Consider the following 25,290-nt stretch of genomic DNA (forward strand, 5'->3'; position numbering starts at 1 on the left):
TCACCCAACCGGAGGTGACGCCGGTCTCCAATTAACAGGGGTTTGAGGAAAAGCGCGCGGAACTGCCGCCAATTGAGATTCCAGCCGGAACAGCCTCGACCTCCGTGGTGCCACACTCGCTCCTTGCAATGGCACGAGAGGAGCAGATGTGGCTGTCCAGGAAACCGATGTGGCGGGGCTGGCCGGGGAACAGCTGACCATGTCGGCATTCACCCAGCTGTCCGGCAGCCTGGGCGGTTATTCATTCGTCAAGGTGGTGGTCGACCGGCACAACGAGACCATTCACTTCCTCAACAACGCACGTCACGAGTTCCACGCGCTCTACATCGGCACCGAGATCCTGGGCATCGCCGAAAGCGAGGTGCGGGCGCGGATCGACGAGTTCAACCAGAGCTTCTACCACGCCTCTGACCGGCGGTTCTTCCTCGGCATCCTGTCGCTGCACAAGCGCGAGGGCAGGCTGATGTTCTCACTGGAGACCGTCGAGGTCGACACCATGCCGGCGGACATGATCGAGTCCTTCTACGCCGAGGTGCGCAAGAACGTCGATGCCGCGGCACCGTTGTTCTTCAAGCCCGCGAACCACCTCCAGGAACAGGCGGTGGTGGAGATTCCGGCGGAAAGATTGCCGCGGATTCTGGCGCACGAATTGTTCTCCAGTGCCGAGTTCGTGGCGCTGAACCCCGGCGTCACGAAGGGCCGTTTACGCGCGCTCCGCAGCGAGCAGGAGTATCGGGAGAACACGCTGGAGTGGTTCGACATCGTGGTGATGCACCGCGTTCCGGACGACATTCCGCGGCTCGCCGGCATCATCAACGCCGACCACACCACTCCGCTGTCGCACACGAACGTCCTCGCGACCGGCTGGTCCATCCCGAACGCCATCCAGATCGGCGCGTTCGACCTGATCGATCGGGAAGCCCTCGACGGCAAGTGGGTCGAGTACGAGGTGTCGCCGCAGAGCGCCGGGGTCGGGCTGCGGATGATCGACGAACCGCAGGACGCCGGCCGGCGTCCGGCCTGGTACGCGCAGCGCGTCACGCTCGACGAGCCCGAGCACACCTACAACCCGATCCTCCCCCTCGGCCGGATCCGCTACAACGACAGCCATCGCTACGGCACGAAGGCCGCGAACCTCGGCGAACTGCACCACGTGCTGGCCGCCGAGTCGCCGCGCCGCCTCCTCGGGTTCTTCTCGGTGCCACGTCCGCCGCGCGACAACCTCCTGCCGTACCTCGCGAAACTGCTCGGCAGCGACTCCGGCGACCTGCTCGGCGACGCCCAGAGGTTGCTCGCGGAACGGGTGCGGGTGCCGCGTGGGGTCGCCCTGCCGTTCTCGATGCACCAGGGCTTCCTGGAGTCTTCACCGAAGATCCAGCAGGTCATCGGCAAGCTGAAGATGGCACTGGAGCTCAACGCCCGCGAGATCGAGCCGTTGTGCGTCGAGCTGCAGCAGCTGATCCGCAGGACCCGCGTACCCGACTACCTGCTGTCCGAGCTGGACACCGCGCTGGTGGAGAACCTCGCGGGCGTGCGGACCTTCGTGGTGCGCAGCTCGTCGAACGCCGAAGACCTCGCCGGGTTCTCCGCCGCGGGCATCTACGAGTCGTACAACCACGTCACCAGCGCGGAGAAGATCGTGGAGTCGGTCAAGGAGGTGTGGGCGTCCCTCGTGTCCGCCCGCAGCGTGCGGCTTCGGCAGCAGGCCGGTATCTCGCTGGACGACTGCTTCATGGGCGTCGTGGTGCAGGAGCAGGTCAGGGCGGACTTCGGCGGCGTCATGGTCACCACGAACCCGATGAACCGCAACGACTTCCGCAACGTCTACGTCAACGTCTCGCCGAACGTCACCGACGTCGTCGAAGGCTCGAAGCAACCGATGCAGTACCTGTACTCCACTGTGGAGGGTGGCGGTCGCACGGTCTCCCTCGGTGACGCGGAGGAAGACCTGGGCGTCGCCGCCCACGCGCAGCTGCAACGCCTCGCGATCGTCGGCAGGCTGCTGCAGTCGCACTTCTCGCCGGACTACACGTTCGACTCGCCGGTCGACATCGAGTGGCTCGCCACCGACGACCTCCTGTACGTCCTGCAGCTGCGGCCGTACTCGATCTGATGCTGGGTCTTCGCGTACCGGCGACTCCGGAAGTGGCGCGTGCCGTCCGCCTGACGTACGGCTTCCAGTTCTTCTTCGGGCTGCTGCTGTGGATCCCGATCTTCTACGAGTACCAGAAGCAGCTCGGGCTGAGCGACGCCGAGATCTTCGGCATCCAGTCGATCTACTACATCGCGTTCTGCCTCCTGGAGATCCCTACAGGCATGGTCGCGGACCGCTTCGACCACCGCACGTCGCTGTGGCTCGGCGCGAGCGTGCTGGTCGTGGCGAACCTGGTGCCGGTGCTCGCCGGCAACTACACAGGGTTCCTCGTGCACTTCCTGCTGATCGCACTGGCCAGGTCGCTGATCTCCGGCGCGCAGAGCGCCTACCTCTACGAATACCTCCACGCGCACAACGTCGGGCACCTCTACCTCGAGGCAGAGGGGGTCGGAAGGTCGTACAGCCTGGTCGGCAAGATCGTGTGCTGGCCGGTGATCGGCCTGCTGATGCAGTGGAACACGCCGTCGCCGTACTGGCTCACCGCGATCAACGCGGCGATCGCCGTCGGGCTGGCGCTCAGGCTCCCGCCGATCCCGGGCTGGACACGGCCGGAGGGCAGGACGTCGAAGCTGCTCGCGGGTGTCGGCGGCGCGTTCCAGGACCTCGGCAGGTCCCGCTGGCTGCTGCTGTTGATGATCCAGGGCATCGCGATGTTCACGCTGGTCCGGATCCTGCAGGTGAACCTGTTCCAGCCGGTGCTCGAGTCGAAGCACGTCCCGGTCGGCTGGTACGGCTCGGTGCTCGCCGCGATGACGATCTTCGAGGCGATCGCGGCGGCGCGTCCGCACTGGCTGTCGCGCAGGATCGGCCCGGCGAAGTCGGTGTTCCTGCTGACGGTCGTGATGGCGCTGGCGATCGGGTTCGTCGTGCCGTCCGGCGGTGTGGTGACGATCGTGTTGCTGTGCCTGTTCTCCGTGACGGCGGGCATGAGCTTCCCCGTCCAGAAGAAGCTGCTCAACGACGCCATCCCAGACCCCCGTTACCGCGCAACGCTTCTGTCGATGGAGTCCATCATGGACCGTGCCGTCTGCGCGGTCGTGGCGATCGCGCTCGGCGCCTACCTCACCGGTGGAAGGCTCGACGAGTTCCTGGTGCTGTCGTCGGTCGTCACGGTGATCGTGATGGCGTCGCTGGCGGGCCTGCTGGTCGCCGTCAGGACCACAAGGCGGCGACGAGCGCAGCTCGTCCCGTGATGCCGAGCTTGCGGTAGGCGCTCGACAGGTGCAGTTCCACCGTGCGCCGGGTGAGGTGCAGGGCTTCGGCGATCTGCCGGTTCGTGAGGCCCTGCGCCGCCATCCGCGCGACCCGGTTCTCCTGCTTGGTCAGGCCCTGCACCTGGTCGTCCTCGTCGCGGACCTCGTTGCCCGCGAGTTTGGCCAGCGGATGCGCGCTCAGCCGGCGGGCCAGTTCGAACGACCGCCGCAGGTGCGCCGCGGCCTCGTCGGCACGGCCCTTGCGCCGCAGGTGGTGGCCGAGCCAGTACAGCGACTGGGCGTGCAGCAGGCGGTGCGGTGACGAGGCGAGGAGTTGTTCGGCCTCGGCGAGGACGTCGATGTCGTCGGTGCTCATGCCGACGCTCATCAACGCCGTGCCGATCACCCTCGTCGACCCCCACCGCTTGGCCAGGTCGAGCTCCTCGTGCGCGAGCCGGGCGGCGTCCTCCCGGTTGCCCAGCGCCAGGTACGCGCGGACGGCGTGGTGCCGCCACGCCATGAGCGCGGGGTTGGGCATCTCGCGTGCGGCGAGCCGGCGGCCCGCTTCCAGCAGGTCCTCCAGCGCGCCCTCCGCGTGGCACGACGCGAGCTTGAGGCGGCCTCGGGCGTAGACGATGTTGATGTGCTGCAGCAGGGTCCCGTCCTCGGTGACGAGCGGGGCCGCCTCGTCGAACTGGCCCATCTCGATGCAGACCTCGGCGAGCTTCGCGGTCGCGAGCACGACGGCCGGGCACTCCATGTTGCCCGTGGAGACCGGCGGCGTCAGGAACGTGTACGCGCGCGCCAGGTCGCCGCTGTTGTGGAAGGCGGCGGCACGGGCGATCATGCTGAGCATCCCGCGGCGCAGGTGCGGGTCGTGCGAGACCGGCGCGGTGCTGTGCGAGAGCCACAACTTGTTGATGTGCTCGGGATTGTCGCCGAGCACCGGCACCAGGAACGTGAAGACGTAGGACGCGCCGAAGACGTCGACCCATTCGCCGTCGAGCGCCTCCAGCGCGTGCTCGACGGCTTCGGGGTACGAGTCGCCGCTGCGGGCGTTGCCGACCGCGAGCAACACCGACCGGGCACGCTTGAGGTTCGGGTCCTGCGGGATGTCGCCGACGAGGTCCTCGAAGTACTTGCCCGCGCAGTTGGCCATGTGCGCGTCGCGGTTGGCCGACAGCAAGTACGTGGTGCAGACGAGGTTCCAGACCAGATCGCGGTCCTCCGGCAGGAGCCGGGCGATGACCATGATCGCGAGCGAGACGGCGAAGTGCGCGTCCGAACCCGTGCACATGCGCCGGATCAACCCCAGCGCGACGTTCGCGGCGAGGTGCGGGTCCTCGCACCGCATCAGCGCGTCGCGGACCCGGTCGCGGCCCAAAGCGTTGTCCCGCAGGTGTTCCGTGTGCCCGAGCTCGACCTCGACCGCGAGGCGGTCCTCGTCGGACAGGTGCTCGTCGAGCGCCCGTTCGAGGTGCTCGACGCCGCCGACCTCGCGCAGCAGGTCGACGGACCACGGTAAGCGAACGGACCTGGCCTTGAGCACGTGCTCGGCGACGCGCTCGTCCGGGGCGTCCGACTCGAACAGCAGCCAGGCTGCGCGGGCGTGCGCGGCGGAACGGACCGCGACAGGCATGTCGGCGAGAATGCTGTTGCGCACGAACGGATGCCGGAACGTCAGCGGGTCGGTGTCGGCGAGGACGCCGAGGCGGACGAGCATGTCGACGGCGGGCAGCGCGTCGAAGCCGGTGAGTGCGGAGAGCAGTTCGAGACCGGCGTCGCCGTCCAGGACGGCCGCGGACCGGGCGACCTCGGCGGCGCCGGTGTACTCGCGCAGCCGCATGCCGATCATCTCGCCGACCGCGGCCGAACCCTCGCCTTCCTCACGCAACAAGGCCTGGAGCAGGTAGGGGTTGCCGCCGGTGAGCTCGTGGCAGCGTTTCGCGTCCCGGTCCGGGAAGTTCTCGGTGAGGCTTTCGACGGCGGTGACGTCGAGGCCGTCGAGGTCGAGGCGGTGCGGGTGGGCTCCGGCGATCTCGGGCAGCGTGACCTCGTCCGTGGAGAGGTAGCCCTGGGACGCGCCGAGCGCGATGACGACCGGCATCTCCTGCAGCCGTGGGCGCAGGTAGGCGAGCGCGCGCTTGGAGAAGGTGTCGGCGACGTGCACGTCGTCGATGACCATCAGGATCGGTCCCTGGCGCGCGGAGTCCGCGGCACGCGCGTACAGCTCTTCCAGGTCGTGCTCGTTCGCGAGGCATGGCGCGAGCTGCCGCACCACCGCACCGGGGAGGTGGCTCTCCAGGCGGGCGCTCTTGGCCAGGCGCACGGTGAAGCCTCGTTGGCGGGCGTCGGCGGCGAGGGCGTCGAGCACCGCCGTCTTGCCGATGCCGAACTCACCGGTGACGACGACGCACGAGCCGCTTCCCCGGACCGCGTCGTCGAGCAAACGTCCGAGAGTCGCGAGTTCGCAGTCCCGGCCGAGTAGTGGAGATGTCACCTCTGTCTACCCCTGCCTTCGGTACCGAGAGGACCGCAGGTCGAAGGTTTCGGTGTTCCTTCGGTGCCGACCGTAGAGACCTGCGCTTCGTCGTCGGGCAAACTTACCCACAGGTAACGGCTAACGGAACTGTGAGCTGTTCGCAGTGGTGAGCGGGTGCAACGCGATGATCTTCGCCGGGCTCGTGCGCGGGTGGTTGCGCCTCGCCTGCCTGCTCATCGGCTCCCGCCTGGGTTCACATCTGCCACGCCGGCGGAAACCTCTCGGTGTGGACTGTCTCAGCGCGTGTGAGAGTGCCGACGTCGACGGGGTTGTCGGCGTGCGAGGCCAGCGAGTCCACAACCGACAGCACCGCGGCGATGGCGACGACCACGCCCGCCGCCACCAGCAGGACGCTTCGGGTGACGGAGCACGGCTCACGCATGCCGGGTGGACTCCCGGTCAGCACCGGTCGCAGCGCCGGCGCGAACATGCCGAAGTCGGCCGCGTCACGCCGGCAGTCCTCGCACCCGGCTAGGTGCCGGGAGAAGCCCACGTGCTGCGCCGGGTCCAGAACGCCCAGCGCGTACGCCGCCACATCACCGCACGGCCCTTCCGGGCTCGTGCGGTTCTCGTCGTCCTGATCTTGGTCTGCTCCCGCGTGCTCGTGATGTGGTTGACGGATCACCATCACTAGCTCCTGTCCTGCAGCGCCCGGCGAATCGTGTGCATCGCCTTGTACAACCGGGACTTGACGGTTCCTTCCGGGACCCCGAGAACGATCGCGGCCTCCTTCACCGTTCGTCCCATGACATACGTTTCATAAATCGCTGAACGGTGTTCATCACTCAATTGGCGTACTACCTCGGTGATGACCATTACCGAAAGTGTCTGTTCCGTGTCGTCCGGAGATTCAGCGATGTCCGGGCGCAACAATTCGACTTCCTGCGGCCGCGCCTGCCGGCTCCGCCATCCGTCGATCACAATGCGACGAGCCACAGTACAAAGCCAGCCGCGCAACATCCCTGGTTCACGAACGAGGTGCGCGGAGTTCTGCCAGGCCCTGATCAACGTCTCCTGGACGACGTCTTCCGTCCACTGGCGATCGTAGTTGGTCAGGCACAGGACCTGCGAGAACAACATCCGCTGGAACTGCCCGTAGAGCAAGGTGAGCAATTCTTCGTCCTGATGGGCTTGTGCGACCTTGCCCTGATCAACCATGAAGCTGACGACCTCCCCAGATATCGGCGACAGGTTCGCTTCGGGCGGCAGTCCCAGCGACTCGGTGGCCGAGCACGGAATCGTCCAGATACTACATCGCGAACGCGAAATCCTCTCGGGTACGTAAATCAGCACCTAATGGTTCGCCAATTGTTGTGTGATGCACGTCACATAGACCTCTGCTCCTCCCCCGTGAACTCCGACCTCACCTGCGCGTATCACCTTTGAAGGCAGCTCGATCGCGGGAGGGAACGGGCACTATGCGTCACCGCTTGGACACGCTGGGGCAGCACGCAGCGCTGTTCACCATCCTGTCCGTCGTATTTCTGGGGGCTTTCATCGGAGCCGTCCCGGCTAATGCGCAATCGACAGAGGTACAGCCGTCAGACCGTTCATTCATGGTTTCCCTGAGGCAGGCGAATTCATGGCTGGTGCCGGTGAGCAAAGATGCTCCGGCGCGTTCCACGGACGCCGGCACGAGCAACGCCGGACGGGACGTCTTCGAAGGGCATTCGCGGCTCGACATCGACCTCCTGAAAGCCGCCGAAGAACTGGGCGTGGTCCTGCCCAACGACATCAGCGGTGAACACCAGTCACTCGTCGACGAGATGGCAGGACGCACCGGGGACAACCACGACCGCGCCTACGCGACGATCGTCCGGCAAGCGCAGGGCGGACTTCTCGTAATGGCCGTGCAAACGCGAGCGACAACGCAGAACACCACAATTCGAACGCTCGCTCACCAAGCCGCGCAGATGCTGATTCGCACAATGACGGTTCTCGAGAACACCGGCAAGGCCGACCCGTCAGCGTTCGAATTGGTGACCGCCAAGGCACAGGTGAACTCGGTCCGCGTCATCGGCCAGAACATCGAACCGTCAGACCGGGAATTGCTCGTCCTGCTCACCCAGCATTCGCTGTGGCAGAAACCGGCGAGCCGCGAAAGCTCCAACCGGGCCCGCGACGCGAAGGTCCGCAAGGTCGCGGGCCAGCTCGCCGCCGAGCACACCCAGCTGGCCCAGGCGGTCACGGAGGCCGCCCGCCAGATCGGCGTGGACCTCCCCACCGAACCGACGACGGAACAGAAGTCGTGGGCGAACGCCATCTCGTCCAGCTCAGGCGACGAGCTCGACAGCATGTACGCGAACCTGTCCCGCGCCGCCGACGGCTCGCTCGTCAGCCAGGTGGCCCACGCCCGCGCGACGACCAGGAACGTCCCCGCGCGCATCGCCGCCCAGACGGCCCTGACCATCTTGCTCAAGCACATGCTTCTGCTGGAGGGCACCGGCCTAGTGAAGGCGAACTCGCTGCAGATGACCGACATCCCGGCTCTCACCCAAACGAAGCCCAACAGCAGCCCGCCACCGCAACCCGACGACTCGTCCACGAGCGTCGGCTTTCTGACCGGCATCGCCGTCCTGGTGGTCGCCGGCGCGGGCATCCTCTGGCTGGTCCGGGCGATCGGTCACCACGGAGAACATCGCCGCTGACGCCCACCCCACCGCCTTAGCAATGACTCGTTTGTCGGCGTCGTCAAATGAGTCATTGCTAAGGCGCAGGTCAGCACGGTGTTGGGGTGAGGTGACGATGCCGAACGGGCGTGCAGGAGGCGTCGGCGGGCTCAGGAGCGAGGCGACGGCGATGCCGTGTCGACTCGTTCGACGACGTGCGCCTCGGTGGGGTCGACCGCCTCCCACTTGCCGACGAGCCGGTCGATGACGGCGGCCGGCACCGGCTCCGGACGGGCCCGGTTGCGAGCGTGGATCACGTTTTTCGGCGCTTCGAGCCCGATCAGGGTGACGCGGGCGCGGTAGTCGGCGGCGAGTCCGATGCAGCGCTCGCGCAGTTGCTGGGAGATGTTGGTCGCGTTCCAGACGAACCGCTCCCCCGCCCGCAACAGCGACCGGGCTTCCTCGAACGCGGCGGCGGCGACGGCGCGCTGGTCTCCGTCGGGTGTGATGCCGAGCCGCGAGCGCACCGCGTCGAGGCTCACCACCGGCCAGCCCGGCCGGTGGGCGGCGATCCAGTGGTCCTTGCCGACGCCCGGCAGTCCGGACAGCACCGTCACCTCGACGCGCGTGTCGTCGTAGGCGGCGTAGCCGGGGTCGCGGCCAGGCGTGCGGAAGTACTGGAAGCGGGCGTGGTCGGACGGGAAGGCCCGCGGCCGGTCCAGGCAGTCGCGCTCACGGCAGTACTCCTCGAACAGCGCGATGTTCTCCAGCACCGAGTCCGCGTCGCCGCAGATCCGGCCGAGGATGTCGGCGCGGGCGAGTGTCGCCAGGTCGTCGTTGCGCGCGAGCAGGCTCACCCGGAACGCGATGGGGTCGAGGTCGGGTCGTTCCAGCGCCCAGAACGGCACCTGGTGGTGCCGCACCAGCGCGGCAACGTGCTCGCGCCAGGCGATCGGGCGTCCCATCTCCCACAACAGCTTGCGCGCCAGCAGGTCTCCGGCGCGGGAGTGGCCGTGCGCGGTGACGAGGCCGTCGGCGATCTGCGTGCGGAACGGCTTCGCGGCGTCGTGCAGCAGCACCGTCGCGAACAGGCGCACCCGGTCCGCCTCGGGACGCGACCGCCATTCGGGCAGCGACACCAGGGCCTCGCACGCCATCCGGGTGTGCGTGGCGACGTCACCCTCGGCGTGGTGCACGGGGTCCTGCGGCACGCCTTCGAGTGCGCGGACCCACGGGAACGCCGAGCGCACGGCGTCCCAGTCGACGGTCCACTGCGGACCGGTGGGGCACAGTTGCTCAAACACGGGCCACCACCTGGTTCGGCAGGATCGGGCGGTCCTGCCAGTGGCTGCCCGAGTCCAGCACGGCGGTGAGGAACGTGGGCCTGACCCACTTGTAGCGCTCGACCGTGCGCCCGTTCTCCTCCACCTTGATGTAGAGGCCTTCCATGTCGTCGTCCGAATCCGTTTCCGCGACAACGACTTCCGGGTCCTGCCCCGCCGCCCGCGCCGCGTCGAGCAGTGCGTCACGCCATCGAGAAGTGCGGCACGTGGACGGGCCCAGCAACGCGGTCAGGTCCTTCAGGCGGCGCAACGGTCCCTCGTGCAGCACCGGCACCGACACCACCGGCGTACCCGAGAGCACGCGCCGGCGTTCCGGCGTGGACAGGAACTCGCCGGTCTCGCGGTCGAGCAGGTCGAACTCGCAGAAGTGGTGCGGCAGCGCGTCGTAGAACACGGTGTGCTTGGCGTACAACCACTCCCCGTAGAGCACGAACCGCGTGCCGAGCCTCTCCCACAGCACGCCCTGGTGCGTCGCGGCCCACGCCTTCAACGGCGCGAACTGCCGTTCCCTGGGCCCGCCCGCCAGGAAATGGCCGCGTGACTGCAGTTTCAGCACGCCGCCGGAGTCGAAGCTGATGCCCGCGTTGGCACCGTCGAGCTTCTCCTCGACGACGAGGTGCCGCCCCGCGATCGCGCGGAACGGCACCTGGTCGAGGTCCTCGTCGCCTGGTTGCAGGCGCGAGCCCTCGAGGTGGGGCGTTCGCGGGTACTTGCGCAACATGCCCCGATTTGTATCCCGTCCGCGCGCCCGCGAGCGAACGGTTTACGCCCTGCCGACGAACGCCGCCTTGTCGGAGTTGAAGGTCGGCTCGAACACGAGCTGCATCTCACCGGGCTGCGCACCGACCGAGTACGCGACGTGGAAGGTGTAGGTCTTGCCCGGCAGAACGGTCGCCGAGTCGAACGTGCTGTCACAGCCGCCGCTGGAGTCGAACACCATCTCGGCCTTCTGCCCGTTGAACTGCGCGTCGATGCCGACCGACATCAACGCGGTCTCGAACGCGGCGCTCGTCCCGTTGGTGATGGTGATCTCGAACCTCACCGCGCGGGCGATGTTCGACGGCGCCGCGTACTGGCCGGGCGTGCAGGCGGCGGGCGCGGCGACGTCGACCGAGAGGCCGTTCGCCCACGTGAACCGCTTGCCCCAGGTCGGGTTCTCGGTCAGCGCGTCCTTCCGAGCGGTCTCGGCGGGAGCCTCGACCTGACCGGGGTTGGTGTCTCCGAGGATCTTGTCGAGTTCCTTCACCACGGCCTGTTGCGCCACCACGGTCAGCACGATCGCGATGACGCAGAGGACGACGCCGACCGTCGCGAGGACCTTGCGCGTGCCGAACAACGCGATGACGCCGAGCACGATCCCGACGAACGCGGCGATCGCCGTGAGGTTGTTGAGGAAGATGACCCACGAGCCGACCACACCGACGATCCCGAGGATCACCGCGGCCCAGGCGAGCGCACCGAATCGTGTCGGCTTCTGCGGTGCGACCTGAGGCTGGGCGTAGACGGGCGGCGTCGGAAAGGTCATCACGTCTCCTGGAGGGTTGCGATGTGTGACCACGACGTCGATCGGTCCCGTTCACCCGTTAGCCCCAACCATCAGCGTCACCCGATCGAGTTATGACCGGCCAGTCGGCCGACTTCCGAAGGTAGCCAAGCGACTACGATCCGTACATGGCTCGACGACTCGCCGGAACCCTGCTGGCCGCGATCGCCGTACTCGGCGTGACAACGACACCCGCCCAAGCCGCCGTCGACTTCACCGGCACGGTGAAGCTCGACAACTGCTCCGGCTCGGTCGTCCGCCTGCCCAGCTCCGCTCCGGCGGACAAGGCGCTCGTGCTCACCAACGGGCACTGCGTCGAGTTCATGAAGCCGGGCCAGGTGCTCGTCGACCGGCCGGTGGACCGCACTTTCAAGCTGCTCGGCGGATCCGGCGCGGAGATCGCGAAGCTGCACAGCGCCAAGCTCGTCTACGCGACGATGACCGGCACCGACGCCGCGCTCTACCAACTCGACAAGACCTACCAGCAGATCCAGCAGCAGCACGGCAGCCCCGCCCTCGAACTGTCGGCGTCGCGCCCCGTCGCCAAGTCGGAGATCCGGATCGTCTCGGGCTACTGGACGCGGATCTACTCCTGTCAGATCGACGGTTTCGTCCACCAGGTCAAGGAAGCGAACTGGACCTGGAACGACTCGCTGCGCTACACGCCGTCGTGCAACACCATCGGCGGCACGTCGGGCTCGCCGATCATCGACAACGCGAGCGGCAAGGTCGTCGGTGTCAACAACACCGGCAACGAGAGCGGCGGCCGCTGCACGATGAACAACCCGTGCGAGGTCGACGCCGACGGCAGGATCACCGTCCGCCGGGGCACCAACTACGGCCAGCAGACCTTCGGCTTCGTCTCCTGTTTCGGTCCCCGCACGACGCTGGACCTGACGCTCCCCGGCTGCCAGATCGCGAAGCCCCAGCCGTAGCCGGCCACGGACACGAGAAAGCCGGGACGCCCCTGCCCGCGTCCCGGCTTTCTCGGCCTTCGACTACCTCGCGGCGCGCACGATCAGGTCAGCCACGGTGTCCGGGTGCGACACGGCCACCGAGTGCGAAGCCCCCTTGACCTCGACGACCGCACGGCCCTGGGCGCGCTCGGCCATCCACTTCTGCGCGGCGATCGGGATGTTCTTGTCCTTGCCCGCCACCACGAAGTACGACGGGACGGTGCGCCACGCGGGTTCGCCGGCCTTCTCCGTCAGCGCGGTGTCGTTGATCGGCCGCTGTGTCGCCGCCGCCAGTGTCGCGTCCTTGCGGGACACGTCGGCCGCGAACTGCTGCCAGTACTTGTCCTGCTGGATCGTCAGGTCCTTGCTGCCGTCGCCGATGTCGATGGTGGACAGCGTGTCCCCGAGGGTGCTGCCGGGGAACTTGTTCGACAGTTCGAGAGCGCTCTCGCCCTTCTCCGGCGCGAACGCCGCGACGTAGACGAGCGACTTCACGTTCGGGTTGCCGAGCGCCGCGGCCGACTGGACCATGCCGCCGTAGGAGTGTCCGGCGAGGACGATCGGCCCGTCGATCGAGGCGAGCACCTGGCGCAGGTAGTTCGCGTCACCGGTGACGGACCTGAGCGGGTTCGCCACCGCCACGACCTCGAACCCCTTGCGCTGCAGGCGTTCCACGACACCGTTCCAGCTGGACCCGTCCGCGAACGCGCCGTGCACCAGCACGATCGTCGGCTTCTTGGGGCCCTGCTGCTTTTCGGCGTCCTCCGCCGCACCGGCACCGGACGGAACAACGGCGGCCAGTGCCAGGAGCGTCCCCAGAACCGCGAACACCTTGCGAACTCGCATCGGTCTCTCACTCTCTCGTCGGCCACCGCTCGGTGGTGCATCGTGCTCGATTAGGTCGTGCACGATGTAAGTTACCCGACGAGTTACCTCGCGCGCGATGTGTTTCAGCTCACCGGCGCTCGGCGCCGTGCTTCACCCGGTTCAGCGCCTTGCGGAGAACGGTGATCTCCTCGAGAGTCATGCCGAGCGCCTTGCCGAGCTGGTTGAACATCTCGGCACCGATCCACCGCAGGTCACGGCCCTTGTCGGTGAGCTGGACGAGCACGGATCGCTCGTCGTCGGGGTGCGTGACGCGCACCAGCAGCCCGCTCTTCTCCAGCCGCTTGATCAACGGCGAGAGCGTGCTGTACTCCAGGGCGAGCTCCTGCACGAGCTCCCGGATCGGCCTCGAGTCCTTCTCCCACAGCAGCAGCATCACCAGGAACTGCGGATAGGTGATGCCCGCCTTGTCGAGGATCGGGCGGTAGAAGCCGGTGACCGCTCGCGACGTCGTGTAGAGGTCGAAGCAGAGCAGGTCCGAGACCGTGGGAGTCACGGCGGACGGCGCTTCGGGAGTAGTGCTCACGCTTTTCAGGCTACTCGGAGCCCACCGCTCGAGCGGCGTGATCGGTTGCGGCACCCCGAAGGGGACCTGCCCTGGCCTACGACCAGGGCTCGTCCAGCGCCGAGGCCTCGGCTCCCGCGGCGCGCAGCTCGTCGCGCACCACGCGATAGGCGAGGCCTTCGGCATAACCCTTGCGCGCCAACGCACCCACGAGGCGACGGATCTTCGTCGTCTCGTCCACGCCGGACAGGGTGCGCAGGCGTTTGCGGACGAGTTCGCGGGCACGCTCTTCCTCGGCCTCGCTGTCGACCGCGGCGACGGCCTCGGCCACCACCTCGTCCGCCACGCCCTTGCGGCGCAGCTCCATGGCCAGGGCGCGGCGGCCCAGACCGTTGTACGTGTGCCGGGAACGCACCCACATCTCGGCGAACTCCGCGTCGTCGATCAGGCCGGCACGGTCGAACTTGCCGAGGACGACCTCGGCGGCGCCGGCGCTGATCCCCTTGCGCAGCAGGGCGTCGTACAGCTCCTGCCGGGAACGGGCCCGAGCGGTGAGCAGCGCGTAGCAGATGTCCCGCGCTTTGCGCTGCTCCTCAGCGTCGTCCAAACCTCAACCTCTTAGAACTCGACCGGCGCGGCGGGAACCGTCTCGTCGGCGTCGAGGGTGGCGCCGATGCCGAGCTTGTCCTTGATGCGCTTCTCGACCTCGTTCGCGATGTCGGGGTTGTCCAGCAGGAACTTGCGGGCGTTCTCCTTGCCCTGGCCCAGCTGGTCGCCCTCGTAGGTGTACCAGGCACCGGACTTGCGCAGGATGCCCTGGTCGACACCCATGTCGATGAGCGAGCCCTCGCGGCTGATGCCCTTGCCGTAGAGGATGTCGAACTCGGCCTGCTTGAACGGCGGCGCGACCTTGTTCTTCACGACCTTGACCCTGGTGCGGTTGCCGACGGGCTCGCCGCCGTCCTTCAGGGTCTCGATGCGGCGCACGTCCAGGCGCACGGAGGCGTAGAACTTCAGCGCCTTACCACCGGTCGTGGTCTCCGGGGAGCCGAACATCACGCCGATCTTCTCGCGCAGCTGGTTGATGAAGATCGCGGTCGTGTTGGACGCGCTGAGCGCACCCGTGATCTTGCGCAGCGCCTGGCTCATGAGGCGGGCCTGCAGACCGACGTGGTTGTCGCCCATCTCGCCCTCGATCTCGGCGCGCGGCACGAGGGCGGCGACCGAGTCGATGACCAGGATGTCGAGCGCGCCGGAGCGGACCAGCATGTCCGCGATCTCGAGCGCCTGCTCACCGGTGTCGGGCTGCGACACCAGCAGCGCGTCGGTGTCGACGCCCAGCTTCTTCGCGTACTCGGGGTCGAGCGCGTGCTCCGCGTCGATGAACGCGGCGATGCCACCGTTGCGCTGTGCGTTCGCGACCGCGTGCAGGGCGACGGTCGTCTTACCCGACGACTCCGGACCGTAGATCTCGACGACCCGGCCGCGCGGCAGGCCACCGATGCCGAGCGCCACGTCCAGCGCGATCGCGCCGGTCGGGATCACCGCGATCGGGGCACGGCCCTCCTCGCCGAGGCGCATCACGGAGCCCTTGCCGAACTGCTTGTCGATCTGCGCCAGGGCCAGCTCGAGCGCTTTGTCCCGGTCGGGTGCTGCGGGTGCCATCTTGGGTCCACCTTTTGTCGTCTGCCGTTGCTTCGTCATGTTGGACCTGACGCTACTGGCGGGGTCTGACAATTCTGCGAAGCCGGGGGTCGCAGCCACTGTAGCCGAACACGTGTTCGAGCACACGCGACACTCCCGGCGCCCCGGTCAGCGGCGATTTTCCGGGACGTCGAACGCTTCGCAGACCGCGATCCAGACTTCCTTGGCCTCGATCCCGGCCTCCAGCGCCTCGTCCGCGGTACGGCCCCCGAGCGACGACAGCACGTGGTCGCGGGCGATCATCTCGGCCCTGACCTGGCCGAACTCCCCCGCCATGAGTTTGCGGAACATGGTGATGCGCACCGGAAGACCCTAACGAACGGGCCTGCGCAGCGATGCGAGGAGGCACACGACCAGCAGCGGCAGCGCGGTGAACCCGACGATCAGCCCGAGCGCCGCGTACGACCACGCCGTCACGACGATCCCGGCCACCGCTCCGCCGATGGCGCCGCCGACGTTCATCACCAGATCGGACAGTCCCTGCGCGGCGGGCCGGTCCTCGACCCGCACGGACTCCGTCAGCAACGCGGATCCCGCCACCAGCCCGGCCGACCAGCCGAAGCCGAGCAGCGCCAGCCCCACGGCGAGTTGCGGGGCGTCGTGCGAGGGCGCCGTCCCCGCGACCCCGGACGCCGCCACCACCAGCGACGCGCCGATCGCGAGCACCGGCACGCGGCCCATCCGGTCCGCCATCCACCCGAACAGCGGGCTCGCGGCGTACATCGCGGCGACGTGCAGGCTGATCACGACGCCGACCACGCGCAACGACGACCCGGCGTGGTTCATGTGCACCGGTGTCATCGACATCAGCCCGACCATCGCCGTGTGGCACAACATCACACCAACGAGTGCAAGTCGTGCCATCGGCCCGAGCGTCGCCCAGATCTTCAGGCCGCGGGGGCTCTCACCGCTGGCGCCTCCGGCGCAGCAGTCCGCGGATTCAACCGGTCGTGTGCTCTTCACGACGACCAGCGGGTCCGGCCGCAGTCCGAACTGGATCACCAGCACCGCGGCCGCGAGGACGACGGCCGCCAGCAGGAACGGCCCGGCGCCCGCCGGGAGACCCAGCGCGCCGGCCGCCCGCCCGGCGGGATCGGCCAGGTTCGGGCCGATGATCGCGCCGATCATGGCCGCCCACACCACGCGGGAGAGTTCGCGCGCACGGCGATGCGGATGCGCCAGGTCCGTCGCGGCGTAACGAGCCGCGTAGTTCGCGCTGGACGCCCCTCCGAACAGGAGGAGGCCCACCAGCAGCACCTGCCACGACCCGAGGCCCACGGCGACAGCGGCGATCAGCGCGCCGAGCCCTCCCATGCCGTAGCCGAGGACGAGCGCGGGACGACGCCCGCTGCGTTGCGCGAGCCGGGCTCCCGGCAGGGCGAGCAGCGCGGCGCCCGCGACGGCCGCGGTCTGCGCGAGCCCGCCGACGGCCTCGGACCCGGAGAGCGCGGCGGCGATCAGCGTGCTGAACGCGAGGCCGATCGTCACCGCCGCCGACCCCAGGACCTGGGTGCCGGTCAGGACGCGGACGACCTTGCGCTGCACGCGTTCGACCTGCGGCGCGACGGTCACCATGATCACGATCGTGGCACGGCCGGACCTCTCGCCGACAGGTCCATCAGGGGCGGTTACTCCCCCGGTTGCACGGACTTCTCGAAGAAGTCGGCCATCTCGTCCGCCTTGAGCTCGTCCGCGTTCTCCTCGGCGGTCTTGGTGAGGATGCCGAACATGGGACGGCCCTTGGCGGTGAACACCAGCACGCCGGTGCCGCTCGACGTGGCCGCGCTGTAGCCGCCCTCCAGGCCGTTGCCGGTCCAGTCGGCCTCGACGCGGTCGGTCTGGAACGACTTCGAGATGGAGGCCGCGTTGTTCTCCGCGCCGGTGACGCTGTCGGTGAGGATGTACTGGACCTCGTAGCCGTCGCGGATCGTGCAGCTCACGACCGTGCCCTTGATCTCCTCCATGCCGGTGATCTGCGCGGAGTCGGCCTTCTCGCAGCCGCCACCGTCCGGCACGGCGCCCGCGAGCTGGCGCAGGCACTTCGTGAAGCCCTGGCCGTCCTGCGAGGTGTCGTCCTTGCACTCGTCGGCGCTGGGCAGGCTCGGGCCGGACAACGCGAAGACCGCGCCGATCACGCCCGCCACCACGAGGACGGCGGCGCCGGCACCGATGAGGACCTTCTTGTTGTCCTTCTTCGGTGCCTGCTGCGGGAAGTTCGCCGGGTAGCTGCCGCTGGTGTTCGGGTTCACCTGATAGGTGCCGCTCGCCGAGTACGCGCCGCTCGGGTACGAACCACTCGGGTAGGAACCGCTGGGATACGAACCGCTCGGGTACGAGCCGCTGATCACGGGGTTCGGGCCGCTGACGTTCGGGTTCACCGGGTGCGGGCCGGTCACGGCGGGGCTGACCGGCGCGGTGACGACTGTGGGCGGCTCGACGAACTTGGGCTTGTCGTCCTCGGCCTTGAGCGTGATCGTCGCCCGGTCGACGACCTGCGCGCCGGACGCGACGATCGTCTCCGGGTGGTCGGGGTTGGTCGGGACGATGCCGACCTTCTCCGCGATGATCTGCGCGACCAGCGGCATCCGGCACGAGCCGCCGACCAGGTAGACGTGCTCGGGCGTGACGCCAGCGGCGCGGACCGTCGAGATGAGCACCTCGGTGCTGCGGATCAGGCTCGGCCTGATCAGCGCCTCCAGCTCGGCGCGCGTGATGACGACCTTCTCGAACGGCTCCGGCATCAGCACCTCGACCTGGGGCAGCTCGGAGAGGTCCTCCTTCGCGAGCCGCAGCTCCTCGCTCAGGCCGAGGCGGGCGCGGTGGTCGTCGACGGTGACCGGGCGCATCAGCCGCTGCCAGCCGGCCGGGTCCTTGTGCGAGACGGTGCGGCCGATGTGCTCCATCAGCGCCTGGTCGACGTCGAGACCGCCGACGTCGCTGAGGCTGCCGTCCGCCAGGATGCGGTGCTGGGAGTCGAGCACGGAGACGTCGAACGTGTCGGCGCCGAAGTCGTAGACGGCGAGCGGGCGGCCTCCGCCGAGCGAGGCCACCGCGATGGCCTCGGGGACGGGCACGAGCTCGCCGGTCATGCCCGCGAGCCTGGCCGAGGACAGCAGCCTGTTGCGCCTGGTGGGCCCCCACTCGGCGGGGTGCGTCAGGCGGATCTCGTCGAGGTGCTCGCCCTTCAGCAGCGCCGTCACGGCCTCCATGACGCGCGCGTAGATGGCCGCGAGCGCGTCGTTGGTCGGCAGGTTCTGCTCGCCGAGCTTGATGGTCGCCTTGTCGATGTGGCGCTTGGGGTTCGGCTCGTAGCGCGACGGGTCCTGGCGCGAACGCCGGTCCGCTTCCCGGCCGACGCGCAGGGAGCCGTCCTCGTCGAGGTAGACGGACGAGGGCATCGTGGGCCCACCGTCCACATCCACCACACCGTGGTCGGACAGCACCGCAACCGTGTTGGCGGTGCCCAGGTCGACGGACAGGACGCGCACCGTGCTCCCCTCGCAGGACGTACGTGGTGATCGTGCCACAGCGGCCTTCGCCGAGTGCTCGGACCTGCGTAATCAGAAATTGTCGGACCCCCGCGTCATGATGGTCGCCATGGACGTGATGGAGGCATTCTCACCGGCGACCAGGCAGTGGTTCGCCGGGGCCTTCGCCGCACCAACCCAGGCGCAGACGGGTGCGTGGGCGGCCGCGGCGGCGGGCGAGCACGCGCTGGTCATCGCCCCGACGGGCTCGGGCAAGACGCTGGCCGCGTTCCTGTGGGCGCTGGACAGGCTGGCTTCTTCTTCCACGCCGTCGGAGCCGAAAAAGCGTTGCCGGGTGCTTTACGTCTCGCCGTTGAAAGCGCTGGCGGTGGACGTCGAACGGAATCTGCGCGCCCCTCTGGCCGGCATCAGGCAGGCGGCGCACCGGCTGGACCTGGCCGAGCCGTCGATCACCGTGGGCATGCGCACGGGTGACACGTCGCCGGAGGAGCGCAGGGCCTTCGGGCGCACTCCCCCGGACGTGCTGGTGACGACACCGGAGTCGCTGTTCCTGCTGCTGACGTCGTCGGCGCGCGAGTCGTTGCGCGGCGTGGAGACGGTGATCATCGACGAGGTGCACGCGGTGGCGGGCACCAAGCGCGGCGCGCACCTCGCGTTGTCACTCGAACGGCTGGATTCGCTGCTCGACCGGCCGGCGCAGCGGATCGGGCTGTCGGCGACGGTGCGGCCGGTCGAGGAGATCAGCACGTTCCTGGCCGGCGGGCGGCCGGTGTCCGTGGTGCAGCCGAAGACTCCGAAGGTCATCCAGGTCGAGGTGGAGGTGCCGGTCGAGGACATGTCGGTGCTCGGCCAGCCGACGGGTGAGGTGTCGGGTTCGGCCGCCGGAGCCGAGCAGCGCTCCTCCATCTGGCCGTCGGTCGAGGCACGGGTGCTGGAGCTGGTGCGGGCGCACCGGTCGACGATCGTCTTCGCGAACTCGCGGCGGCTCGCGGAACGGCTGACCGCGCGGCTGAACGAGCTCGCCGAGGAGGCCGCGGAGCTGGAGTCGTTCCCCGCCGAGGCGATCGCCCAGTCCGGGATGACGGTGCAGAAGACCGCGTCCGTCGCCCGTGCGCACCACGGCTCGATGTCGCGGGAACAGCGCACGGCGGTGGAAGAGGACCTGAAGTCGGGCCGGTTGCCGTGCGTCGTGGCGACGTCGTCGCTGGAGCTCGGCATCGACATGGGCTCGGTCGACCTGGTGGTGCAGGTGGAGGCGCCGCCGTCGGTCGCGTCCGGGCTGCAGCGCGTCGGCCGGGCCGGTCACCAGGTGGGCGCGGTGTCGCGGGGCGTGATGTTCCCGAAGTTCCGCGGCGACCTGGTGTCGTGCGCGGTGGTGGCGGAGCGGATGCGGGACGGCGCGATCGAGGCCGTGCGGTTCCCGCGCAACCCGCTCGACGTGCTGGCCCAGCACATCGTCGCGATGGTGGCGATGGAGACGTGGACGGTCGAGGAGCTGACGACGCTGGTGCGGCGGGCGGCGCCGTTCGCCGGGCTGCCGGAGTCGGCGCTGAACGCGGTGCTGGACATGCTGTCCGGGCGGTACCCGTCCGAGGAGTTCGGCGAGCTGCGGCCGCGGATCACCTGGGACCGGGTGAACTCCGAGCTGCGCGGCCGCCCCGGTTCGCAGCGGCTCGCGGTCACGTCTGGCGGCACGATCCCCGACCGGGGGTTGTTCGCGGTCATGACACCGGCCTCGGAGAACGGTCCCGGCTCGCGCGTCGGCGAGCTCGACGAGGAGATGGTCTACGAGTCGCGGGTCGGCGACACGTTCCTGCTGGGCACCTCGTCGTGGCGGGTCGAGGACATCACCCACGACCGGGTGATCGTGGTCCCCGCGCCGGGGCAGCCCGCGCGGATGCCGTTCTGGAAGGGCGACGCCCCGGGGCGTCCGCTCGAGCTCGGCCGCGCCATGGGCAAGTTCCTGCGCGAAGTGTCCACGATGGAGGATTCGGCGGCGCGCGAACGCGCCACGTCCGCCGGCCTGGACGAGTGGGCGACGGACAACCTGCTGGCGTACCTGGGCGAGCAGCGCGAGGCGACGCGGCACGTGCCGAACGACAGGACCGTCCTGGTGGAACGGTTCCGCGACGAGCTGGGCGACTGGCGGCTCGTCGTGCACTCCCCGTTCGGCGCTCAGGTCAACGCGCCGTGGGCGCTCGCGATCGCGGCCCGCCTGCGGGAGAAGCGCGGTGTCGAGGTGCAGGCGGCGCACTCCGACGACGGCATCGTGCTGCGCCTGCCCGACGCCCTGGACTACGAAGGCGTCGAGGTGACGGCGGGCGCGGAGGACGTGCTGCTCGACCCCGACGAGGTCGAGCAGATCGTGGTCGCGGAGGTGGGCGGCTCGGCGTTGTTCGCGGCCCGGTTCCGCGAGTGCGCGGCCCGTTCGCTGCTGCTGCCCCGCCGCGATCCCCGCCGGCGCACCCCCTTGTGGCAGCAGCGGCAAAGGTCAGCGCAGCTGCTGTCGGTCGCCTCGAAGTACGAGAGCTTCCCGGTGGTCCTCGAGGCGATGCGGGAGTGCCTGCAGGACGTGTACGACGTGCCGGGCCTGAAGGAGCTGATGTCGGACGTCCGCGCGCGCAAGGTGCGCGTGGTCGAGGTGGAGACCCCGTCGCCGTCGCCGTTCGCCCGCAGCCTGCTGTTCGGGTACGTGGGCATGTTCCTCTACGAGCTGGACGCTCCGCTGGCTGAACGGCGGGCGGCGGCGTTGTCGCTCGACTCGACGCTGCTCGCGGAACTGCTCGGCTCTGAGGCGATCCGCGAGCTGCTCGACCCGGAGATCGTGGCCGAGGTCGAACGCAGCCTGCAACGGCTCTCCGAGGACCGCCGCCCCCGGCACGCCGAGGACGCCGCGGACCTGTTGCGGTTCCTCGGAGACCTCTCGGACGCGGAGGCGCTCGAACGCGGAGTGCCCCGCGAGTGGCTGGACGAACTGGTGGCCGAGCGTCGGGTGATCCGCGTCCGGATCGCCGGCGAGGAACGCAGCATCTCGATCGAGGACGCGGGCAAGGTCCGCGACGCGCTCGGCGTCGCGCTTCCTGTCGGCGTGCCGGAGGCGTTCACCGAACCGGTGGCGGATCCGCTGGGCGACCTGCTGAACCGCTACGCCCGCACCCACGGGCCGTTCCCGGCCTCCGAACCCGCTGCCCGCTTCGGTCTGGGCGTGGCCGTGGTGACGGGTGTGCTGGAACGGATGGCGGCCACCGGCCGGTTGGTTCGCGGTGAGCTCCGTCCCGGCGGTACGCACACCGAGTACTGCGACGCGGACGTGCTGCGGCGGCTGCGCCGGGCGTCGCTCGCCCGGCTGCGGTCCGAGGTGGAGCCGGTCGAACCGGCCGCGCTGGGCAGGTTCCTGCCGCAGTGGCACGGCCTGGGCCGGCGGTTGCGTTCGGCACCGACGGTCGACGACGTGTTCTCGGTGGTGGAACAGCTCGCGGGCGCACCGCTTCCCGCGAGCGCCTTCGAGTCCCTGCTGCTGCCGTCCCGGCTGCCCGGTTACTACCCGGCGCTGCTGGACGAGCTGACGGCGTCCGGCGAGGTGACGTGGACGGGCTGCGGCGCGCTGGCCGGTGGTGACGGGTGGATCGCGCTCGCCCCCGCCGACGTGGCCGACCTGCTTCTGCCCGATCTGGTGCCGGAGTCGATCCCGGAGTCGCCGCTGCACACGGCGGTCCTGGAGGCGTTGTCGGGCGGGGCGTTGTTCTTCCGCCAGGTGGTCGACCGGGCCTCGATGTCCGTGACGTGCACGGACGCCGAAGTGGTCGGCACGCTGTGGGACCTGGTGTGGGCGGGGCTGATCACGAACGACACGTTGTCGCCGTTGCGCGCGCTGGTGTCCGGTGGCGGCGCGGCGCACAAACCTCGCCGCAGTGCTCCGCGGGGCCGCTACGCCCGGCTGCGTTCCCGTCCCGACATGCCTTCCCGCTCAGGCCCGCCGACCGCCGCCGGTCGCTGGTCTCTCGCGGTGGCCCCGGCCGACAACCCGACCCGCCGGGCGCACGCGCGTGCCGAGTCCTTCCTGGAACGCCACGGCGTGCTGACCAGGGGCGCCCTCGACACCGAACGCGTGACGGGTGGGTTCAGCGGCGTCTACAAGGTGCTGCGGGCCATGGAGGAGTCGAACCAGGTCATCCGCGGTTACGTCGTCGAGGGCCTGGGCGCCGCCCAGTTCGCGGCACGGGGCGCGGTGGACCGCCTTCGGGCGTTGTCGCGCCCGCCCGGTCAGCCTTCACAAGCCGATGAAGTCGCGGTGGTGCTCGCCGCGGCCGACCCGGCCCAGCCCTACGGAGCCGCTCTGTCGTGGCCGGATCCGCTGGGCGAGGGCAAGCACAGGCCGGCTCGCAAAGCCGGCGCGCTGGCGGTGCTGGTCGACGGCGCCCCGGTGCTCTACGTGGAGAGAGGAGGCAAGTCGCTGCTGTCGTTCACCGACGACGATCCGACCCTGCGCACCGCCGCGAACGCCCTGAGCCGGGCTGTCCGCGACGGCTGGCTGGGCCAGCTGGCGGTCCAGCGAGCCGATGGCGAGATCGCACTCACCTCGCACCTGGCGACGGTCCTGCAGGAGGCCGGTTTCCGCGCCACCCCGAAGGGCCTGCGCCTGCGGGCGTGAGCACCCCGCCCAGTTCCACCCCGTCTAGTTCTCGGGGGAGAACAGCGAGCTGTAGGCGTTGAGGGCAGGCTGCCCGCCGAGGTGGGCGTAGAGCACCGTGGAGTCGCGGTCGATCTCGCCCGACGACACGAGGTGGATGAGCCCCGCCAGGGACTTCCCCTCGTAGACCGGGTCGGTGATCATCGCCTCCAGGCCGGCGCCGAGGCGCATGGCCTCCAGTGTGGACTCGTCGGCGATGCCGTAGGTGCCGGCGTGGAAGCGGTCGTCGAGGAGGATGTCCTCTTCGGACACCGTGACCTCGCGGAGCTTGGCGGTGTTGTGCGCGATGCGGGTGATCTGGTCGAGGGTCTCGGCGGGTTTGGCGGACGCGTCAATGCCCAGGACGCGGCGGTCGGTGTCGTTCGCGAAACCGGCGACCATGCCCGCCTGGGTGCTGCCGGTGACGGAGCAGACGATGATGGTGTCGAAGAAGACGCCGAGCTGGGCTTCCTGCTGGCGGACCTCGTCGGCCCAGTTCGCGAACCCCATGCCGCCCAGCGGGTGGTCGGAGGCTCCGGCGGGGATCGGGTAGGGCTTGCCGCCGTTCGCGCGGACCTCGTCGATCGCCTGCTCCCAGGCGGGTTTGACGCCGATGCCGAACTCGGCGTTCACCAGCCGGACCTCGGCTCCCATCATGCGGCTGAGCAGGATGTTGCCCACGCGGTCGCTGCCGACGTCGGACCACTCGACCCAGCTCTCCTGCACCAGCACGGCCTTCAGGCCGGCGCGGGCCGCCGCGGCCGCGACCTGGCGGGTGTGGTTGGACTGGATGCCGCCGATCGACACGAGGGTGTCGCAGCCGGTGGCCAGGGCGTCGGCGACGAGGTACTCGAGCTTGCGGGTCTTGTTGCCGCCGTAGGCGAGGCCGGAGTTGCAGTCCTCGCGCTTCGCCCAGACGGCGGCACCGCCGAGGTGCGCCGTGAGCCGGTCGAGGCGGTGGACCGGGGACGGACCGAAGAGCAGCGGGAATCTGTTCACAGTTCCTCCTTCAGGGTGCTCCAGTTCAGGTCGACCAGAGCCGTGGCCAGCCGGTCGTCGCGCTGCTCGCACGCCTCGATGATCTGCTGGTGCTGCGTCACGGAATGCCGTGCGTTCGGCGAGGAGAACCGGCTGTGCTCGATCCTGCGCACCAGCGGGGTGAAGCGGTCGATGGTCGCGGCGATCGCGAAGTTGCCGCAGCAGCGGACGGCCACGGCGTGGAACTCGTCGTCGGCGGCCAGCGCGGCGACGGCGTCGTCGGCGTCGAGCGCCTTCTTGAAGGCCTTGTTCGCGGCGCTCATCGCGGCGATGTCCTCGGCCGTCATCTTCGGCACCGCGAGGCCGATGGCGAGGGAGTGCATCGACTGCACGACGACGAGCGCGTCGCGCACAGGCTCCGCTGCGAGCGCGGTGACACGGGTGTACGCGTGCGGCTTGGTCTCGACGAGCCCCTCGTCGGTCAGCGTGGCGAGCGCCTCGCGCACCGGCGTGCGCGACAGACCCAGCCGTTCCGCCAGCTCGACGTCCTTGATGGGCGTCCCCGGCTCCAGATCACCGCGCACGATCGCCGACCGGATCTCGGCCGCCGCCCGCTCTTTCAGTGACCCATATCCAATATATTGCATATTGGCGAGCGTAGGGCCGGGGTCACGCGATCGCAACCCCTACGCGGCTTGAGCTGGCGATATACAGCTCCAC

Annotated in this window: 20 protein-coding genes; 5 read left to right on the plus strand and 15 right to left on the minus strand. The window is 69.2% G+C overall.

The window, feature by feature from the left end; all coding sequences use genetic code 11:
- Positions 1-148: 148 nt before the first annotated feature.
- Positions 149-2,113 carry a PEP/pyruvate-binding domain-containing protein gene (locus ORI60_RS34375; protein WP_266042166.1) on the plus strand — a complete coding sequence of 655 codons (1,965 nt, stop codon included), beginning with the start codon at positions 149-151 and terminating at the stop codon, positions 2,111-2,113.
- On the plus strand, positions 2,113-3,348 hold the full coding sequence (locus tag ORI60_RS34380; protein WP_266042167.1) for an MFS transporter: 1,236 nt from the start codon (positions 2,113-2,115) through the stop codon (positions 3,346-3,348). The genes ORI60_RS34375 and ORI60_RS34380 overlap by 1 nt, the downstream gene beginning before the upstream one ends.
- Here the strand turns inward: ORI60_RS34380 and ORI60_RS34385 are convergent.
- From ORI60_RS34385 to ORI60_RS34395, 3 genes are all read right to left on the minus strand, one after another.
- Positions 3,308-5,848 carry a LuxR C-terminal-related transcriptional regulator gene (locus ORI60_RS34385; RefSeq protein WP_266042168.1) on the minus strand — a complete coding sequence of 847 codons (2,541 nt, stop codon included), beginning with the start codon at positions 5,846-5,848 and terminating at the stop codon, positions 3,308-3,310. The genes ORI60_RS34380 and ORI60_RS34385 overlap by 41 nt on opposite strands.
- A 235-nt stretch (positions 5,849-6,083) precedes the next feature.
- Positions 6,084-6,518, minus strand: coding sequence for a zf-HC2 domain-containing protein (locus ORI60_RS34390; RefSeq protein WP_266042169.1), 435 nt, complete (start codon positions 6,516-6,518; stop codon positions 6,084-6,086).
- Positions 6,519-6,520: 2 nt separating this feature from the next.
- On the minus strand, positions 6,521-7,048 hold the full coding sequence (locus tag ORI60_RS34395) for a sigma-70 family RNA polymerase sigma factor (protein WP_266042208.1): 528 nt from the start codon (positions 7,046-7,048) through the stop codon (positions 6,521-6,523).
- A 272-nt stretch (positions 7,049-7,320) separates the two neighbouring features.
- Here ORI60_RS34395 and ORI60_RS34400 point away from each other — a divergent pair, with 272 nt between their 5' ends.
- Complete coding sequence (locus ORI60_RS34400; RefSeq protein ID WP_266042170.1) at positions 7,321-8,538, plus strand: DUF4142 domain-containing protein; 1,218 nt, start codon at positions 7,321-7,323, stop codon at positions 8,536-8,538.
- A gap of 131 nt (positions 8,539-8,669) precedes the next feature.
- On the opposite strand, the gene ORI60_RS34405 is transcribed toward ORI60_RS34400, so the two are convergent.
- Genes ORI60_RS34405 through ORI60_RS34415 form a run of 3 tightly spaced genes read right to left on the minus strand, consistent with a single transcriptional unit; the run spans position 8,670 to position 11,367 of the window.
- Complete coding sequence (locus tag ORI60_RS34405; RefSeq protein WP_266042171.1) at positions 8,670-9,803, minus strand: AAA family ATPase; 1,134 nt, start codon at positions 9,801-9,803, stop codon at positions 8,670-8,672.
- Positions 9,796-10,563: an RNA ligase family protein gene (locus ORI60_RS34410; RefSeq protein ID WP_266042172.1), complete on the minus strand. Its 768-nt coding sequence runs from the start codon at positions 10,561-10,563 to the stop codon at positions 9,796-9,798. Before ORI60_RS34410 ends, ORI60_RS34405 begins: the two co-directional genes overlap by 8 nt.
- A 42-nt stretch (positions 10,564-10,605) precedes the next feature.
- Positions 10,606-11,367 carry a DUF4190 domain-containing protein gene (locus ORI60_RS34415; protein ID WP_266042173.1) on the minus strand — a complete coding sequence of 254 codons (762 nt, stop codon included), beginning with the start codon at positions 11,365-11,367 and terminating at the stop codon, positions 10,606-10,608.
- Positions 11,368-11,513: 146 nt separating this feature from the next.
- Here ORI60_RS34415 and ORI60_RS34420 point away from each other — a divergent pair, with 146 nt between their 5' ends.
- Positions 11,514-12,320, plus strand: a complete 807-nt coding sequence (locus ORI60_RS34420; RefSeq protein WP_266042174.1) for a S1 family peptidase — start codon at positions 11,514-11,516, stop codon at positions 12,318-12,320.
- A 63-nt stretch (positions 12,321-12,383) separates the two neighbouring features.
- Here the strand turns inward: ORI60_RS34420 and ORI60_RS34425 are convergent, their stop codons facing one another.
- The 7 genes from ORI60_RS34425 to ORI60_RS34455 all read right to left on the minus strand — a co-directional run bounded on the left by ORI60_RS34425 (position 12,384) and on the right by ORI60_RS34455 (position 18,923).
- Positions 12,384-13,187, minus strand: coding sequence for an alpha/beta fold hydrolase (locus ORI60_RS34425; RefSeq protein ID WP_266042175.1), 804 nt, complete (start codon positions 13,185-13,187; stop codon positions 12,384-12,386).
- 109 nt (positions 13,188-13,296) lie between these two features.
- On the minus strand, positions 13,297-13,752 hold the full coding sequence (locus ORI60_RS34430; RefSeq protein ID WP_266042176.1) for a MarR family winged helix-turn-helix transcriptional regulator: 456 nt from the start codon (positions 13,750-13,752) through the stop codon (positions 13,297-13,299).
- A 76-nt stretch (positions 13,753-13,828) separates the two neighbouring features.
- Positions 13,829-14,338: a regulatory protein RecX gene (locus ORI60_RS34435; protein ID WP_266042177.1), complete on the minus strand. Its 510-nt coding sequence runs from the start codon at positions 14,336-14,338 to the stop codon at positions 13,829-13,831.
- An 11-nt stretch (positions 14,339-14,349) separates the two neighbouring features.
- Positions 14,350-15,396, minus strand: coding sequence for a recombinase RecA (gene recA, locus ORI60_RS34440; protein ID WP_266042178.1), 1,047 nt, complete (start codon positions 15,394-15,396; stop codon positions 14,350-14,352).
- Positions 15,397-15,543: 147 nt separating this feature from the next.
- Positions 15,544-15,738 carry a DUF3046 domain-containing protein gene (locus ORI60_RS34445; protein ID WP_266042179.1) on the minus strand — a complete coding sequence of 65 codons (195 nt, stop codon included), beginning with the start codon at positions 15,736-15,738 and terminating at the stop codon, positions 15,544-15,546.
- Between the two features lie 9 nt (positions 15,739-15,747).
- Complete coding sequence (locus ORI60_RS34450) at positions 15,748-17,010, minus strand: MFS transporter (RefSeq protein ID WP_266042180.1); 1,263 nt, start codon at positions 17,008-17,010, stop codon at positions 15,748-15,750.
- Positions 17,011-17,063: 53 nt separating this feature from the next.
- Positions 17,064-18,923 carry an Hsp70 family protein gene (locus ORI60_RS34455; RefSeq protein ID WP_266042181.1) on the minus strand — a complete coding sequence of 620 codons (1,860 nt, stop codon included), beginning with the start codon at positions 18,921-18,923 and terminating at the stop codon, positions 17,064-17,066.
- A gap of 109 nt (positions 18,924-19,032) precedes the next feature.
- On the opposite strand from ORI60_RS34455, the gene ORI60_RS34460 reads away from it, so the two are divergent.
- Complete coding sequence (locus ORI60_RS34460; protein ID WP_266042182.1) at positions 19,033-23,574, plus strand: ATP-dependent helicase; 4,542 nt, start codon at positions 19,033-19,035, stop codon at positions 23,572-23,574.
- 24 nt (positions 23,575-23,598) lie between these two features.
- Here the strand turns inward: ORI60_RS34460 and ORI60_RS34465 are convergent, their stop codons facing one another.
- Both ORI60_RS34465 and ORI60_RS34470 read right to left on the minus strand, forming a co-directional pair.
- Positions 23,599-24,591, minus strand: a complete 993-nt coding sequence (locus tag ORI60_RS34465; protein ID WP_266042183.1) for a 1-aminocyclopropane-1-carboxylate deaminase — start codon at positions 24,589-24,591, stop codon at positions 23,599-23,601.
- Complete coding sequence (locus tag ORI60_RS34470; RefSeq protein ID WP_266042184.1) at positions 24,588-25,217, minus strand: GntR family transcriptional regulator; 630 nt, start codon at positions 25,215-25,217, stop codon at positions 24,588-24,590. The genes ORI60_RS34465 and ORI60_RS34470 overlap by 4 nt, the downstream gene beginning before the upstream one ends.
- Between the last annotated feature and the right edge of the window lie 73 nt (positions 25,218-25,290).

The organism is Lentzea sp. NEAU-D7 (assembly GCF_026242055.1).
In the GTDB taxonomy this organism is placed as follows: Bacteria; Actinomycetota; Actinomycetes; order Mycobacteriales; family Pseudonocardiaceae; genus Lentzea.

Bases quoted from the DNA above. Each gene is read 5' to 3' on its own strand.
- ORI60_RS34380 (WP_266042167.1), top strand. From the start codon at position 2,113: ATGCTGGGTCTTCGCGTACCGGCGACTCCGGAAGTGGCGCGTGCCGTC.
- ORI60_RS34390 (WP_266042169.1), bottom strand. From the start codon at position 6,518: ATGGTGATCCGTCAACCACATCACGAGCACGCGGGAGCAGACCAAGAT.
- ORI60_RS34395 (WP_266042208.1), bottom strand. From the start codon at position 7,048: ATGGTTGATCAGGGCAAGGTCGCACAAGCCCATCAGGACGAAGAATTG.
- ORI60_RS34410 (WP_266042172.1), bottom strand. From the start codon at position 10,563: ATGTTGCGCAAGTACCCGCGAACGCCCCACCTCGAGGGCTCGCGCCTG.
- ORI60_RS34415 (WP_266042173.1), bottom strand. From the start codon at position 11,367: ATGACCTTTCCGACGCCGCCCGTCTACGCCCAGCCTCAGGTCGCACCG.
- ORI60_RS34420 (WP_266042174.1), top strand. From the start codon at position 11,514: ATGGCTCGACGACTCGCCGGAACCCTGCTGGCCGCGATCGCCGTACTC.
- ORI60_RS34425 (WP_266042175.1), bottom strand. From the start codon at position 13,187: ATGCGAGTTCGCAAGGTGTTCGCGGTTCTGGGGACGCTCCTGGCACTG.
- recA (WP_266042178.1), bottom strand. From the start codon at position 15,396: ATGGCACCCGCAGCACCCGACCGGGACAAAGCGCTCGAGCTGGCCCTG.
- ORI60_RS34450 (WP_266042180.1), bottom strand. From the start codon at position 17,010: ATGGTGACCGTCGCGCCGCAGGTCGAACGCGTGCAGCGCAAGGTCGTC.
- ORI60_RS34460 (WP_266042182.1), top strand. From the start codon at position 19,033: ATGGACGTGATGGAGGCATTCTCACCGGCGACCAGGCAGTGGTTCGCC.
- ORI60_RS34470 (WP_266042184.1), bottom strand. From the start codon at position 25,217: ATGCAATATATTGGATATGGGTCACTGAAAGAGCGGGCGGCGGCCGAG.